Annotated in this window: 15 protein-coding genes; 4 read left to right on the plus strand and 11 right to left on the minus strand. The window is 63.9% G+C overall.

All coding sequences use genetic code 11. The features are described from left to right. Positions 1-14 precede the first annotated feature (14 nt). From ACP153_RS13335 to ACP153_RS13360, 6 genes are all read right to left on the minus strand, one after another. Positions 15-794 (minus strand): SDR family NAD(P)-dependent oxidoreductase, encoded by a 780-nt coding sequence (locus ACP153_RS13335; RefSeq protein ID WP_424971499.1) that lies wholly within the window; start codon positions 792-794, stop codon positions 15-17. Further along, entirely contained in the window at positions 791-1,849 is a 1,059-nt protein-coding gene (locus ACP153_RS13340; protein WP_424971500.1) for an ABC transporter ATP-binding protein, read from the minus strand. Before ACP153_RS13340 ends, ACP153_RS13335 begins: the two co-directional genes overlap by 4 nt. After that, positions 1,837-3,114: an MGH1-like glycoside hydrolase domain-containing protein gene (locus tag ACP153_RS13345; RefSeq protein WP_424971501.1), complete on the minus strand. Its 1,278-nt coding sequence runs from the start codon at positions 3,112-3,114 to the stop codon at positions 1,837-1,839. The genes ACP153_RS13340 and ACP153_RS13345 overlap by 13 nt, the downstream gene beginning before the upstream one ends. Next, positions 3,111-4,325, minus strand: a complete 1,215-nt coding sequence (locus tag ACP153_RS13350) for a carbohydrate ABC transporter permease (protein ID WP_424971502.1) — start codon at positions 4,323-4,325, stop codon at positions 3,111-3,113. The genes ACP153_RS13345 and ACP153_RS13350 overlap by 4 nt, the downstream gene beginning before the upstream one ends. Positions 4,326-4,410: 85 nt before the next feature. After that, positions 4,411-5,661: a carbohydrate ABC transporter permease gene (locus ACP153_RS13355; RefSeq protein WP_424971503.1), complete on the minus strand. Its 1,251-nt coding sequence runs from the start codon at positions 5,659-5,661 to the stop codon at positions 4,411-4,413. A 65-nt stretch (positions 5,662-5,726) separates the two neighbouring features. Beyond that, positions 5,727-7,052 carry an ABC transporter substrate-binding protein gene (locus ACP153_RS13360; protein WP_424971798.1) on the minus strand — a complete coding sequence of 442 codons (1,326 nt, stop codon included), beginning with the start codon at positions 7,050-7,052 and terminating at the stop codon, positions 5,727-5,729. A gap of 662 nt (positions 7,053-7,714) precedes the next feature. Between ACP153_RS13360 and ACP153_RS13365 the strand changes: the two genes are divergently transcribed. Continuing rightward, positions 7,715-8,050, plus strand: a complete 336-nt coding sequence (locus tag ACP153_RS13365; protein WP_424971504.1) for a TfoX/Sxy family DNA transformation protein — start codon at positions 7,715-7,717, stop codon at positions 8,048-8,050. Here the strand turns inward: ACP153_RS13365 and ACP153_RS13370 are convergent. Then, entirely contained in the window at positions 8,047-8,439 is a 393-nt protein-coding gene (locus ACP153_RS13370) for a hypothetical protein (protein ID WP_424971505.1), read from the minus strand. The two genes, ACP153_RS13365 and ACP153_RS13370, sit on opposite strands and share 4 nt — an antisense overlap. Before the next feature lie 132 nt (positions 8,440-8,571). After that, positions 8,572-8,994, minus strand: a complete 423-nt coding sequence (gene ndk / locus ACP153_RS13375; RefSeq protein WP_424966634.1) for a nucleoside-diphosphate kinase — start codon at positions 8,992-8,994, stop codon at positions 8,572-8,574. Between the two features lie 244 nt (positions 8,995-9,238). Here ndk and ACP153_RS13380 point away from each other — a divergent pair, with 244 nt between their 5' ends. After that, on the plus strand, positions 9,239-11,101 hold the full coding sequence (locus ACP153_RS13380; RefSeq protein ID WP_424971506.1) for an ABC-F family ATP-binding cassette domain-containing protein: 1,863 nt from the start codon (positions 9,239-9,241) through the stop codon (positions 11,099-11,101). Positions 11,102-11,170: 69 nt separating this feature from the next. Here the strand turns inward: ACP153_RS13380 and ACP153_RS13385 are convergent, their stop codons facing one another. Further along, complete coding sequence (locus ACP153_RS13385) at positions 11,171-11,773, minus strand: VPLPA-CTERM sorting domain-containing protein (RefSeq protein WP_424971507.1); 603 nt, start codon at positions 11,771-11,773, stop codon at positions 11,171-11,173. 310 nt (positions 11,774-12,083) lie between these two features. On the opposite strand from ACP153_RS13385, the gene ACP153_RS13390 reads away from it, so the two are divergent. Together ACP153_RS13390 and ACP153_RS13395 are read left to right on the plus strand one after the other, a co-directional pair. Further along, positions 12,084-12,710 carry a MarC family protein gene (locus tag ACP153_RS13390; RefSeq protein ID WP_424971799.1) on the plus strand — a complete coding sequence of 209 codons (627 nt, stop codon included), beginning with the start codon at positions 12,084-12,086 and terminating at the stop codon, positions 12,708-12,710. A gap of 42 nt (positions 12,711-12,752) precedes the next feature. After that, positions 12,753-13,340 (plus strand): retropepsin-like aspartic protease family protein, encoded by a 588-nt coding sequence (locus ACP153_RS13395; RefSeq protein WP_424971508.1) that lies wholly within the window; start codon positions 12,753-12,755, stop codon positions 13,338-13,340. A 117-nt stretch (positions 13,341-13,457) separates the two neighbouring features. Here the strand turns inward: ACP153_RS13395 and ACP153_RS13400 are convergent, their stop codons facing one another. Both ACP153_RS13400 and tatC read right to left on the minus strand, forming a co-directional pair. Further along, entirely contained in the window at positions 13,458-14,309 is an 852-nt protein-coding gene (locus ACP153_RS13400; protein ID WP_424971509.1) for an ATP-binding protein, read from the minus strand. After that, positions 14,306-15,283, minus strand: a complete 978-nt coding sequence (tatC, locus tag ACP153_RS13405; RefSeq protein WP_424971510.1) for a twin-arginine translocase subunit TatC — start codon at positions 15,281-15,283, stop codon at positions 14,306-14,308. Before tatC ends, ACP153_RS13400 begins: the two co-directional genes overlap by 4 nt. Positions 15,284-15,289: the final 6 nt, after the last annotated feature.

Below are 15,289 nucleotides of genomic sequence, written 5' to 3' on the forward strand. Positions count from 1 at the left end.
TACCGCAGGGGCAGTCAGGAAATGGCGAGCGTATGCCCCCCATCCACCACGATCACCGTGCCCGTGGTCGCGCGCCCGCCGGGCCCCACAAGGCTGAGCACGGCGGCATCCAGATCCTCAGGCTGGGCAAGGCGTCGCTGGGGAATGGCCCGGATCATCTTCTGCCCTGCCGGGGTCGCGAAGAACTCTGCATTGATCGGCGTTTCCGTATAGCCGGGCGCCAGTGCGTTCACCCGCACGCCGTCCCGCGCCAGTTCCAGCGCCATGGCCTTGGTCAGCTGTACCAGCCCCGCCTTGGAGGCCGCATAAGGACCCACGGTCTTGAGCACGCCGAGCCCTGCCCCGAGGATCGACGCGACTTTGAGGATCACCCCCTGCTGCGCGATGAGCCCGGGGGCAAAGGCCTTGGAGACGAGCCAGGCCCCTTTGAGATTGGTATCAAGCACCCGGTCCCAGTCCGCCTCGGCGGTGTCCATCAGCATCTCATGCCCGGAAACGCCGGAATTGTTCACGAGGATATCGACCGCGCCCACGGCCTCGGCGGCGGCCCCCACCGAGGCCGCGTCGGTGACGTCCATTGCCACCACCTCCGCGCCGATCTGCTCAGAGCGGAGCTGCGCCGCATAGCGCTCCAGCTTGTCCTCGCTGCGCGCGGCCAGCACGACATCCGCCCCGGCCTGGCCAAGGGTCCGCGCCAGATGCGCGCCGATCCCGCTGGAGGCGCCGGTGATCAGCGCGCGCTTGCCCGTCAGGTCAAAGAGCCGTTGGAACAGCGCCGATTGCGCCGCGCTCATGATCCCGTCCGGATCGCCAGCCCATCCGCGCCAAAGAAGGACAGCTTTTCGGGATCAAAGCTCAGGCCCACATCCGCGCCGGGGGTAAGATCCGTGTCGCCGATGACCCGCGCCGTCACGCGTCCCAGGGGGCCGCAATCAATCACCAGCAACGTGTCCGCGCCGAGATATTCGACCACATCGACCCGCCCGTCGCAGGCCCCGGTCCCCGCAGGTCCCAGCGTGATATGCTCGGGCCGGATGCCCAGATGGGTCGCGGCCTGATCACCCGCGAAATCCCCGCCGCGCCCTCCTTCGAGCTGAAACGCCCCGCCGCTGGTCGCACAGGGCATGACGTTCATCTTCGGACTGCCAATGAACTGCGCCACAAAGAGGTTCGCCGGGTTCTCATAGAGCTCCCGCGGCGTGCCGACTTGCGCGATTTTCCCAAACTCCAGCACGACGATCCGGTCGGCGAGCGTCATCGCCTCCACCTGATCATGGGTCACATAGATCATGGTTGTATCGAGGCTCTGATGCAGCTTTGCGATCTCGTAACGCATCTCGACCCGCAGGGCGGCATCAAGGTTGGAGAGCGGCTCGTCAAAGAGGAACGCCGTGGGCGCGCGCACGATGGAGCGGCCAATCGCGACCCGCTGGCGCTGCCCACCGCTGAGATCCTTGGGCCTGCGGTCGAGATAGGGTTCAAGCTTCAGGACGGCGGCTGCGGCATCGACCTTTTCCCGGATCTCCGCCTCGGGCGCGCCGGCGGTCTTGAGCGAGAAGCCCATATTGTCGCGCACGGACATATGCGGATAGAGCGCGTAGGACTGGAACACCATGGTCAGCCCGCGCTTGGCGGGCGGATGGTCGGTCACGTCGTCGCCATCGATCAGGATCGCACCGCGCGACGTGTCCTCCAACCCGCCAATCATCCGCAAAAGCGTGGACTTCCCGCAGCCAGACGGGCCCACAAAGACCACGAACTCGCCATCCTTGATCTGCAGGTCGACCCCCTTGATCACCTGCACATCGCCGAACCATTTCTCGACCTTGTTGAGTGTTATGCCGCCCATCGTCCCCTCCGCGCCTTCGGACTGGCCCAGCCGAGCCAGATGGCCGCTGTCCAGGTGAAATCCTTGCCCCCTGCCGGGGCGCCGGTCAGCGGGTCGAAATACTCCGCAAACCCGTTGCCCGCGATCAGCCGCGCGGTGGAGGCGCGCAGCTCTGCGCCCTCGGGCCGCCCGGCGTCATCAAGCCCCATGGCGATCAGCATGTTCATCATTGCCCAGGTCGGCCCCCGCCAATAGCGCTTGGGCTCAAAGGCCGGGCTCTCGGGGTCGTGGCTCGCCACACCGAACTGCACCTTGGACTGGACCCGGGCATAGGCTTGGGCGGTGGTCTTGGGATCGACCCCGGCATACCAGCAGAGGAAGGCCGCGTTGCTCACCGCATCGGCCCAGTCCCCCGTCACCGTATCGCGGCAGTCATAGGCCCCGAGGCGCGCGTTCCACAGGGTCTCGGCACCGGCTTCCAGCTGCGCGATCCAATCGGGCAGCGGGCTTGTGTCGAGCCCCAGCGCCTCGCCCAGCCACATCAGGTCCCGATGGGCGCGCAGCAGCGTGAAATGCATGGTCGGATCGGCCATGCGGAACGGGTTCACCTCGCGCAGATGCGCCTGATCCCAGCCACAATCGTGGCCCTGCTTCACGAGCCAGAGATAGCGGTCGTAATCGGCCTTTTTCGGGCGCATGCTCGGGTCCACATGGCCCGTATCGCGTCGTTCATAGGGCGCGATGCCGCTCGGATCGATCCGCGCGAGCGGGCCGTCCCAATCCGGGGCATTGTCGCGCCCGGCCTCCCAAGGATGGGTCAGGCAGACCGCGTCCCGGTCCAGCCGCCAGTCCATGAACCAGCGATGCCAGGCGATGAATTTCGGATAGAGCGCGCGCATCCGTTCGGCCCCCGCATGCGGGTCGAGCTCATAGACCAGCCGCGCCATGGTCGCCGCAATCGCGGGCTGGCTGATCCCCGACGAGGGCACCGGCCCCACCCCGCCCCAGATATCCGGGCCGGGGAAATAGCTCGGATCGACCTTGTGGAACTGGATATGGGGCACCATCCCGTCGGGCCATTGCCCTGCCATGAGCACCTCCAGCTCGCGCCAGCCGCGATCCAGATCGAACATCGCGTAACCATAGGCGGCAAAGGCGCTGTCCCAGTTCCACTGATAGGGATAGAGCCCGGCGGTCGGCACGGAATATCCGCCCCGGTCATTCATCCGCAGGATGCGCTCGGCTTCGGCGTCCAGCGCATCCACATCCATCGATAGATCCTTCATCCCTTCACCGATCCGGCCGTCAGGCCCTTGGTCATGAACCGCTCCAGCCCGAGGAAAATCGCCATGATCGGCACGGTCGCGATGACCGCCCCCGCCATCAGGTGCTGGCGCGGGATCTCCGAGCTGTTGAGGCTGGCAATGCCCCGTGTGAGCGTGAATTTCGACGGGTCATCCAGCAGCATGAAGGCCAAAAGGAACTCGTTCCAGGCGATCATGAAGACATAGAGGCTGACCGAGGCCAGCGCCGGAAGCGCCAGCGGCAAGGTGATCTTCCAGATCACCTGCAACCGGTTGAGCCCGTCCATAAGCCCCGCCTCCTCAACCTCTGCAGGAAGGCCCCGGAAATAGCCCTGCAGCATGTAAAGCGCCACGGGAATGGTCGTCACCGGATAGATCAGCACGATGCCAAAGATCGTGTTCCGCAGCCCGGTGACGGAAAAGGCGATATAGATCGGCAGGGCCAGCACGATCATCGGCACCATATAGATCAGAAGGATCGAGCGCGAAAACGCCGCCCGCCCGGCAAAGCGCAGCCGCGCCACCGCATAGGCCCCGGGGATCGAGAAGGCGAGCGTGATCAGCACCGTCAGCACCGAGACAAAGAAGGAGGTCCAGAGATAGGTGCCGAAATTGAACTGGCCGAAAAGCTCCGTATAGGAGCGAAAGAGATCCCAGCCCTGGCTCAGATCCAGCGAGAAATCGAGCGGGTTTTGCAACAGCGCCTGCTGGGATTTCAGACTGGTCATCACCATCACGTAGAAGGGGATGATGACGATGGCGGTGAAGAAGATATAGCCGAACCCCGTCAGGAACCGGATCACCGCCGCCTCGAACTCATGGCGATTGAGCGCGCCCGCGGGCACCTCATGGAGGATCGCCGCCATGGACCAGACGAAGATCCCCGCCAGCGCCAAGGCCGCAAAGCCCCGCGCCCCAAGGCTCACCCCCTCGCCCATGACCAGCGGCCCGATCCCGACCAAGACCAAAGCGACCAGCGCGATCGCCGCGCCGCCCTGGACCACCCGGTCGCCCGCCCGCAATGGCAAAAGCGCCCCAATCGCCGCCCCCCAGATCAGCGAGAGCAGGATCGCCGGCTTGAACGGATCGCCCGTGGCAAAGGACATGGTCACCGCCACGGTGGTCGACAGAACCGCCATCCAAAGCGCGCCCAGAACCGGGCCCGTCACAAGGCCGTGCCAGAACATCTTCACGGGCTGCCCTCCTCATTGTTCCCGAAATACTCCCGCCGGAGGCCCGCGTCGCAGACGCGCCAAACCGGTCGCCACTGGCGCGCGGTCACAGCCCTTCCTCCCGACTGATGAAGCGGAAAAACAGGACCGAGAACAGCAAAAGACAGGCGAAAATCACCACGGCGACCGCCGCCCCGGCGCCGATGTTGCTCACGGCGAAGGCCTGCTCATAGACATTCACGGTTAGGGTCCGCGTCCCCGCATTGCCCCCGGTCAGCAGGAAGATGTCGTCGAACTTGTTGAAGGTCCAAATGAAGCGCAGCAGGAACAATACCGACAGGATCCCCAAGAGCATGGGCAGGCTCAGATACCAGAACTTCTGGAACGGCGACGCGCCGTCCATATCGGCGGCCTCATACATATCCGTATCGATGCTCTGCATCCGCGCAAGAATGAACAGGAACGACAGCGGGAAGTACCGCCAGATCTCGAACACCGTCACCATGATCAGGGCAAGCGGACGCTGCCCGAAGAAATTGATCGCCTCATCTGTGACACCCATCTGGATGAGCAGCGCATTGGCCGAGCCCGAAAACGGATCAAACAGCGTGACCCAGGTGAAGGCCACGGCGATCACCGGCGCGACATAGGGGAAGAGGTAAAGCCCCCGCAGGATCCCCTGCCCCTTGAACGACTTATTGAGTAGCATCGCCGCAAAAAGCCCGAAGAGCAGCGCGCCGAGCGTGCCGAACACCGTGTAGAAGATCGTCACCCAGAGGACCTCGACGAACTCGTCGCCATCAAAGACCCGCGCGAAATTCTCCAGCGTGAACTCTGCATTGGTCAGAATGCTGTCGCCGGTCCCGGTGATCACGGGCAGGCCGCTCTCCACGGCCTCCTCGGCACTGTCTTCATCCACCCCATCGGCCAGGGTCACGGGCAGGCGGATCCGCTCATTGAACCCGCCGGGAATATCGCCAAACACGCAGCGCAGGACGCTGCCGTCCAGCGTACAGGGCTCCGGCGGTGGTCCGACAAGCTGTACCTCGGGCGGGAGCGTATCGCTCAGCGCCACATCCGCGACGGATTTCTCCTGGCTGGAGTTCCGCACCCGGTACTCGATCCGCAGGTTGTCCCCGGAGCCCCGCAGGCTCTCGCGGACAATCGGCGCCGTGGGGCGCAGATCGGCGAGCCCGACCGGTTTGAAACTGATCCAGAAGATCGCCAGCAGCGGCAGGATCACCACCAGCGAGACGCTGATCACCGTGGGCAGCAAGAGCCCCCAGGCGAGACGCGCCTCGCGACGCTGCAAGGCACCCCGCCCGGTGGGCGGCGTGGGGTTGGGCGTGTCAGTCATGGGGCACCGCTCCGAGGCTAGATCGGGGCGCCCCGCAAAGGCGGGACGCCGCACGCATCGTCAGATCAGTTGATCTCGGACAGCGCGTCGTTCATGGCCGCAACAGCCGCCGCCGCATCGACCTCACCATCGATATACTGACGCACGATCCGGTTGATCGCCTGGCTGTTGATCATCTTGGAGGCCAGCGACAGCTGTCCCTCCGCCACGCCCCAGCGCTGCGCCACGTCGAGCCCGCCGACGATCTCGTCGATCATCCGCGCGTCATAAAGATCGCCGAGCGGTGCCTTGCGATCCACCCCGACAGGCAGTTTCGACCAGGCGTCGGTGAATTTCGTGGGCTCCTCCGCCGTGCCCTTGCGAACCGGGAACTTGCCCTCGGGCGCGATGCTGAGCGTTTGCGTATAGCCCTCATCGACCGAGAACTTCACGAACTCCATGGCCGCATCCGTATCCGCATCATTGGTGATGCCGAAATAGCGGATATCCCCCCAGGCCGCGCCATCGGGGTTCGACGGACCGGAGAAGTTCGTCACAATCCCGGTCAGGCTCGCCAGCTCCGAGCTGGTCGGGTCATCATTGATCGTGGGCGGCGCGCTGTCGCGCAGACCGGCCAGCTCATCAAGGATGAAGGGCGACCAGATGATCATCGCCGCCTGCCCCGCGAAATAGAGCTCGCGCGACTGCTTCCAGTACAGCTCACCCGGAGGGGACGCCTCGGCAATCGCCTTGTAGAAATCGAGCACTTCGGTGGTCGCGGCCACATCCAGCGGTGCAAAACCGTCATCATCCACCGGGCTCACACCGTTGGCGAGGAAGACATGCTCCAGCACCTGAGACATGAAATTCTCGTCCACCTTGGTGGCGGCGACGAAGCCATACATCTCCGGCGGGTTGTGCAGCTTTTCGAGCGCGGCGGTCACATTGGCAAAGGAGGTCGGCGCCTCCAGCCCCATCTCTTCGAACTTGTCCTTGCGGTAGACCACCATCTGGGTCCAGCCATCCACGGGCACCGAGGCAACCCCATCGCCGGTCGAGGCCATGGCCAGCGCACCGGGCGCAAAGGTCCCCTCGCCCAGATCCTCGACCACTTCGCTGGCCGCATCCGTGTCGAGAATACCCGCCTCGGCCCAGGGCAGCGCATATTGCAGGGTGTGATAGATCACGTCCGGAAGATCGCCCGCTGCAAAGGCGGCCGTCGCGCGGGTGCCCAGATCGCTTTCGGTCACGGGGATCACTTCAACGGCGGTGCCGGTCTGCGCTTCGAACTGCGCGGCCATCTCCTGCTGCTTGGCAAGGCGCTCGGGCTGCTCTTCGGTGGTCCAGAACCGAATGGTGTCCGCCTGCACGGCACCTGCGGTCAGGGCCAGCCCCATGGCGGCCCCCAGCATCAGGCGTCCGGTTTTTGTGGTCACGTGATAAGACAATGTATCCTCCCATGGATCGTTTTTTGTCTCGAGACACTGCAATTCGGGAAACAGAAGCGTCGTCTGCGAACCATTGTCGATCAAAACCGTTGCAAGCCTGTTGCAGACTTCAACTTGTCCAAGAAATGGCCCGGGCTCCCCTCCCGATCACAATCATGCCTCCTGTGCGACACACTGTCCGTCCAAACCGTTTTGAGCAAGGGTTTTTTCCGGGCGCTCTGCCCCGCGGAACTGCCCAAATCCTAAGCAGTTTTGAAACGCTTAAAAGGAGCTCTAAGCAATTTGAGGTTAATTTGCGAAATTTTTGAAAAGATTTCGCGCGGTTTGTGGTAACATATCTTTGCGGGGCTAGAGTTTTTAAAGACCCCGCGTGTGTGAGTGGAGAGTAAAATGCAAGATCAAGATCAAACCCCGACACCGACATCCGCCCCCCGTCCGAGCGCCCCGCCGGCCTCCGGTGGGCAAGCCGAGAAGCCGCCCTTCCGCTTCACGGACTGGGCCAGCATCTGAGCCCCCCCTTCTGAACAATCGGCACGCAGGCGCGGCGCCTGACCGGCCCGGCCCGCGTTTGCCGATGCGGTCGGTTCCGGCTTTTCTCGGGCCACGGGCGCGGCTAGGTTGCCGCCATGCCAGAGCCCCTGACATCTGTTCGAAATATCGGCCCCGCCATGGCCGACGCCCTAAGCGGCGTCGGGATCACGGATGCGGAGATGCTCCATGATCTGGGACCGGATGCGGCTTATCTACGGCTGCTCAATGGTGGGTCGCGCCCGCATTTCATCGCCTATTACGCGCTCGTCATGGGGATGCAGGGGCGTCCCTGGAATGATGCCAAGGGCAAGGAAAAAGACGCGCTGCGCGTGCGCTTTGACGGGCTCAAGGCCCTGTGCCAGCCCGAGGTCATCCCGGGAATTGAACGGATTCTCGATGAAATCGGCGTGCGCCCGGCGCGCAGCGGCTAGCCCGCCCGGGGCACAACGCCGCCGGCGATCTGCGCGCAATGCAGCGGCGCGATCTGCGTATCGATCAGGAGCTGCTTGGTCTTGCTCCGCTTCCCTTTCATCTCGAACCGCACATAGAAGGGCGTAAAGCCGGAAAAGCTGCCCTTGGGCGCCAACGCATTCACCGACCCGCAAATCACCGTATCGCCCTCCGCCGTGAGGTAGGCCCGATCCATCCGGTAAAAGGACGAATCCGGGTGATGCAGCCCCTCATCCACCAGAGACTGGGCTTGCAGGCGCGTGGCATTGTCCAGCGGAACCTGCCGCGCGAGGATATCCGGGCTGCCACCGCCGCCACAGGCCGCAAGCCCGAGCGCCGCGCCAAGCACGAACAGGATTGATCTGCGCATCTCCACCTCTCCTTTCCGGGGATCACCCAGGGGAACCATGGAAATACGGCCCCAACACGACGTGACCGGGGCGGCGCCATGAAAAAAGGCCGCCCCCCGGGCGGCCTTCCAACAACTCGCGATCCGGAGGGCTTAGCCGACCAGTTCGATCCCGGCGAAGAAATAGGCGATCTCTTCGGCAGCGGTCTCCGGCGCGTCGGAGCCGTGGACGGAGTTTTCACCCACGCTCTGGGCGAACTCGGCACGGATGGTGCCCGGGGCCGCATCGGCAGGGTTGGTGGCGCCCATGACTTCGCGGTTCTTGGCGATGGCGTCTTCCCCTTCAAGCACCTGAACGATCACCGGCTCGGAGGCCATGAACTCGCAGAGCTCGTCATAGAAAGGACGCTCCTTGTGCACGCCGTAGAACACGCCGGCCTGCGCCTTGGTCATGTGGATGCGCTTCTGCGCAACGATCCGCAGCCCGGCCTCTTCGAACTTGGCGTTGATCTTGCCGGTCAGGTTCCGCTTGGTGGCGTCGGGTTTGATGATCGAAAATGTGCGCTGAATGGCCATGGGACTCGCTCCTTGGATGTCATCTTTAGGGTCATGGTGGCGGGCAGCCCGCCGGACACTCGCGCGCCGCCTAACACGGCCCGGGCAAGTTGAAAAGACGTTCTTGCGCAGCAGCCAGCACCCGGCCTGACCCGGCGCGCGCGCCCTCTCCTCATTGTTCCTGAAATACTCCCGCCGGAGGCGTCCCGCCCGCACCCCACGCGCCCCCGTTGACAGGGCGCGCAAACCTCGCCACATCCCCCTCATGCTGCGCATCGAAGACATCTCCTATTCCGTCGAAGGCCGCCCCCTGCTGGAGCACGCCTCCGCCGTGATCCCCACCGGCCACAAGGTCGGGCTCGTGGGCCGCAACGGCACGGGCAAAACCACGCTCTTTCGGCTCATCCGGGGCGAGCTGACCCTGGATACGGGCGAGATCTCTCTGCCCTCCGGCGCCCGGATCGGCGGTGTCAGCCAGGAGGTGCCCGGCAACGAGGTGTCCCTCCTGAACACGGTGCTGGCTGCGGATACCGAGCGCGCAGCACTCATGGCGGAGGCAGAGACGGCCACGGACCCGGGCCGCATCGCCGAGATCCAGACCAGGCTTGCGGATATCGACGCCTGGTCGGCAGAGGCGCGCGCCTCGTCGATCCTGCGCGGCCTGGGCTTCACCGAGGCGGAAACGCACCAGCCCTGCTCAGCCTTCTCGGGCGGCTGGCGGATGCGCGTGGCGTTGGCAGCGGTGCTCTTTTCCCAGCCCGATCTCTTGCTGCTCGACGAGCCGACCAACTATCTCGACCTCGAAGGCGCGCTTTGGCTCGAGGCCTATCTCGCGCGCTACCCCCACACGGTGCTGATCGTCAGCCACGACCGGGGCCTGCTCAACCGGGCCGTGGGCGGGATCCTCCATCTGGAGGACCGCAAGCTCACCTTCTATTCCGGCCCCTATGATCAGTTCGCCCGCCAGCGCGCGGAAAAACGCGCCCTGCAAGCCGCTGCCGCCCGCAAACAGGAGGCCAAGCGCGCCCATCTGCAAAGCTTCGTCACCCGCTTCAAGGCCAAGGCCTCCAAGGCGAAGCAGGCCCAGTCCCGGGTGAAAATGCTCGAGAAGATGGAGACGATCCGCGCCCCCGAAGACGCGGCCCGCACGGTCTTCAGCTTTCCGACGCCCGAGGAGCTGAGCCCTCCCATCGTCGCCACCGAAGGCGCCATGGTCGGCTATGACGGCACGCCCGTGCTGCGCAAGCTTTCTCTGCGGATCGACCAAGATGACCGTATCGCGCTGCTGGGCCGCAATGGCGAGGGCAAGTCGACCCTGTCGAAACTGCTCGCCGGGCGGCTTGAGGCGATGGAGGGGCGGATGACCTCCTCCAACAAGCTGCGGATCGGGTTTTTCGCCCAGCATCAGGTGGATGAGCTGCGGGTCGAAGAAACCCCGCTGCAGCATCTGTTGCGCGTCCGCGCCGAGGAAGGTCAGGCCAAGCTGCGTGCCCGTCTCGCAGGCTTCGGGCTGATGGCCGCTCAGGCCGAGACCGAGGTCGGGCGACTGTCCGGTGGACAAAAGGCACGGCTCTCGCTCCTGCTGGCCACGCTCGACGCGCCCCACCTTCTCATCCTCGACGAGCCCACCAACCACCTGGATATCGAGAGCCGCGAGGCGCTGGTCGAGGCGCTTACCGCCTATACCGGTGCCGTGATCCTCGTGAGCCACGACATGCATCTGCTCAGCCTCGTGGCGGACCGGCTCTGGCTGGTGAAGGATGGCCATGTGGCCCCGTACGAAGAGGATCTGGAGGCCTATCGCAAGATGCTCCTGACCCCGGACAAGCCGCGCAAACCCAAGCCCGCCGCCGCCCCCGCAGCCAAGCGCCCCTCGCGCGATGCGATCCTTGCCCTGCGCGCCGAGGTGCGCAAATGCGAGGAGCGTGTCCAGAAGATCAGCGAGATGCAGGAGAAGCTGTCGACCAAGCTCGCCGATCCCGCGCTATATGAGGATGCCAAGGCCGGGGAACTCGAGACCTGGAACAAGAAATATGCCGAGGTCATGGACGGTCTGGACCGGGCCGAAGCGCTCTGGATGGCCGCGCTCGAAAAGCTCGAGACGGCGGAGAAAGCGTCGGCCGCCTAACGTCTCCCAAAACGAAAACAGCGCGCCAGGAGGCGCGCTGACAACTTCAGATCAGGGCATTGGCCGCGATCAGGCAGCCTTGCGGCGGCGCGCGACGGCGGCGGCCCCACCCAGACCCGCGATCAGCAGCAGGCCAGACGCTGGCAGCGGCACGGGCGCAGGCACATGCTCTTCGATGATGATCCGCTCGGAGATCGCATCGCCGGTATTGTTCAGCAGGAAAGCGGTCAGATCACCACCTGTCGGCGCAGGCGCAGCCAGAGAGGGGACAAGACCCGTTGCGGAGAAGCCAACAACATCCCCGACAGCGAGGCTCTGAGACCCAAAGCCGAGGACGAACACCGCGTCATTGCTGTCATAGAGACCGACCGGGAACGGAAACTGTCCAGCGGCCAGCACGTTGTCAAATGCGGTATCGACCCCATTCACCGTGTAGGAAATCGCTCCGGAATCGATCGAAGACAGTGCAAAGGCACCAACGGAGAAGAAATCTTCGACCAGAAATCCGATCGCGGGCGAACTATCGGCGGTGGTCACAGTAAACTCGAGATCAAATGTATAGGCGCCATTACCGGGCGCAGTCTCGTACACAAACTTATCGGTGGCAGCGGATGCGGAAGTTGCAACACCCAGACCTATGGCCAGCACGGCGGCCAGACTCTTAAACGACATAGTCATTTCCTTATTAACGCGTTCCGAGGGTGTGGTTAACCGGTTAACCTTTTTCGGTCAACGCTCGTGTTGCAGTGCAGCAAGTTATTGCTCATCAACAAGAAACTTCGATCCAGCTGGACACTGACCTCCCATTCGGCAAGGCCAAGCAGCCGCAAAACACAACGCGCGTTAAGATTTTGATAACCCATGTGAATCCCAAGGACGGAGCGATGGGTGGTCAACGCTCCCGGCTTGAGATAGGGCGAACTTGCACGGGATGCGACGCCTGCATTTTGCCCTGCGACAAATCTTCTACTATGAGCACAGCATGGATATCAGCCTCTACATCACCGCCTTCGTGGCGCTCTTTGTGGTGATCGATCCGATCGGACTCGCCCCGCTTTTCGTGGCCCTGACCCAAGGCGCATCGGCCAAGGCGCGCCGGGCCATCGGCCTGCGCGCCTGTCTCGTGGCGCTGGTTCTGCTGACCCTCTTTGGCCTGGCCGGAGAGGCCGTGCTGAACTTCCTCGGGATCTCCATGCCGGCTTTCCGGATGGCCGGGGGCATTCTGCTCTTCCTGACGGCACTGGACATGCTCTTTGAGCGGCGGACGAAACGGCGCGAGGATCAGGCCGCGAGCAATGAAGAGAGCGAGACCGATGATCCTTCGGTCTTCCCGCTGGCGACACCACTGATTGCCGGGCCCGGCTCCATCGCCACCATGATCCTGCTGACCGGAGAGACTGATGCGGATTGGGTCCATATCGCGGCGATCCATGGGGTGATGGCCGCAGTGATCATCTGCGTGCTGGGGATGTTCCTGCTGGCCGGTGTGATCGAGCGGCTACTGGGTCAGGTCGGGATCAATGTCATCACGCGCCTACTCGGCATGCTTTTGGCCGCGCTCTCTGTGCAGTTTGTGCTTAACGGGATGATCGATCTGGGAGTTTTGTGATCGCCCCCTCCCAGCTGCGTCAGACTGTCCTATATATAGGGCATGGATGAAAACTCAGTCGGCAATCTGATCTACATGCTTTTGCTGCTGGCCTTGGTGGGCGGCGGCACGCTGCCGGCGTTTCGCGGGCAGCTCGGCGCCTTGCTGCGCACGGTGGGCACCTGGGCGCTGCTCTTTGCGCTGGTGGTGATCGGCTACGGCGTGTTCAACGACCAGCGGAGCACGAGCCTGCCCCGCCAGGCAGTCTTTGCCGAAACCGGTCGGGTCGAGATCCCGCGGAGCCGCGACGGGCATTACCACGTGGTGCTGGATGTGAATGGCGCGCCGATCGAGTTCATCGTGGATACGGGGGCGAGCGAAGTGGTGCTGAGCCGCGAAGACGCGCTCAAGGCCGGGATCAATCCGGAGAACCTGATGTTCTCGGGCCTCGCCCAGACGGCGAATGGACGGGTGGAAACCGCGCCCGTGCGCCTGCGTGAAGTCCGTTTGGGCGGCATCGAAGATGAGAATGTGCGCGCCGTGGTGAATGGCGGCGAGATGCGGAAATCGCTGCTCGGGATGAGCTATCTCAACAGCTTTGACCGGATCGAAATCAACGAAGGCCGCCTGATCCTCGAACGCGGCGCGTGACATGGCGCTGTCCGCATGCGGACAGCGCGGTCGCACAGTCCATCACATCCGGCCAAACAAAGGGTCTCAGTGGCGCGTGTCCGCGCCATCCGCGTGCGGATGGCGTTTTAGTTGGGTTTAGCTGTCGCTGAGCGAAACGCCGTGCCGACCAGCCAGATCCGTAAAGAACTGCCACGCGACGCGCCCGGACCGCCCACCGCGCGTGGCCTGCCATTCGATGGCTTCGGCGCGCAGGGTCTCTGGCGCAACCGCCACCCCATAGGCCGCACAATAGCCGTCGATCATGCTCAGATACTGATCCTGATCGCAGGCATGGAAGCCGAGCCACAGCCCGAATCGATCCGACAGAGACACTTTCTCTTCCACCGCCTCGGACGGGTTGATCGCGCTGGAGCGTTCATTCTCGATCATGTCCCGCGGCATCAGGTGGCGCCGGTTGGAGGTCGCGTAGAAGACCACATTCTCCGGTCGCCCTGCGATCCCACCATCGAGCACCGCCTTGAGCGACTTGTAATGCTGGTCGTCATGGCTGAAGCTCAGATCGTCGCAATAGAGCACAAAGCGATGCGCGGGTGCGGCGCGCAGATGATCCAGCAACCGTCCGATACTGGCCAGATCCTCACGCGGGACCTCCACCAGTTTGAGCGGCAGGCCCTGGCGCAGAACCTCCGCATGGACCGCCTTCACAAGCGACGACTTCCCCATCCCGCGCGAGCCCCAGAGAAGCGCGTTGTTTGCGGGCATCCCCCGGGCAAACTGCAGCGTGTTTTCCAGCAGCGTATCGCGCGCCCGGGCGATCCCTACCAGAAGCGCGATGTCCACGCGATTGACCTTGGTCACCGGCAGGACCGCCTCGGGCCGCTCCTGCCAGAGAAACGCCTCGGCCGCGGTGAAATCCGGCGCGGCCAAGGGCGGCGGCGCGAGACGCTCCAGCGCCTCGGCGATCCGCACCATCACATCGTCACTCACGCCTTGCCGCCTCCGGTCGTCGGGCCCGGGGTCGGGTCGTCCTCTTCGCGGAACTCGTCATAGAGCGGATCGCTCTCCAGATCCGGCTCCGCATCATCCTCATCCCACAGGCCTTGGGCGCGCAGTTCCTTCTCGCGCTTCTTCTCCACCCGGCGCACGAGGAAGATCGACACCTCGTAGAGCCCGTAGACCACCACAAAGAGGATCAGCTGCGTCACCACATCCGGCGGCGTCACCAAAGCGGCCAGCAGCAGGATGCCGACCATGGCGTATTTCCGCACCGAAGCGAGCCCGGGTGCCGAGACGAGCCCGGCCTTGCCCATGAGCGTCAGCATGACCGGCAGCTGGAAACAGAGGCCAAAGGCCATGATGAATTTCAGGGTGATGTCGAGGCTTTCATTCACCTTGCCAAAGAAGGTGATCCGCACGCCTTCGTCAGTCTCGGGCACGGCCAGCGCGTCGACCGGTATCGCAACGTCGCCCACGGCGCGGGACATCAGGTTGGCGAAGATCGAGCTGACATCGGCAAATCCGAGGAAAAACGCCATCGCAAGCGGTGTCACCACGAAATGCGCAAAGGACGCGCCCGCCAGGAACATGAAGGGCGAGGCGATGATGAAGGGCAAAAACGCCGCTTTTTCCGTGCGATAGAGCCCCGGCGCCACGAAGCGCCACAGCTGATGCGCGATCACGGGGAAGGCTAAGGCAAAGCCGAACACCATCGAGATCCGGAAGAGCGTGAACAGGTATTCCTGCGGCGAGGTATATTGCAGCGTGGGCGACGGATCGCCCAGCTCGCGCAAGGTCGCCTCGATCGGCCCCAGCAGGAATTGCAGGATCGGCTCGGCCACGGTGAAGGCCAGCACGATCCCCACGATAAAGGCCGCCACGGAGCGGATGAGCCGCGTGCGCAGCTCGGCCAGATGCTCGATCAGCGGGGCGCTGGACTCTTCGATGTCGTCGGGTTTGGACATGGCGTC

The sequence above is a fragment of the Dinoroseobacter sp. S76 genome, from assembly GCF_049801095.1.
In the GTDB taxonomy this organism is placed as follows: domain Bacteria; phylum Pseudomonadota; class Alphaproteobacteria; order Rhodobacterales; family Rhodobacteraceae; genus Dinoroseobacter.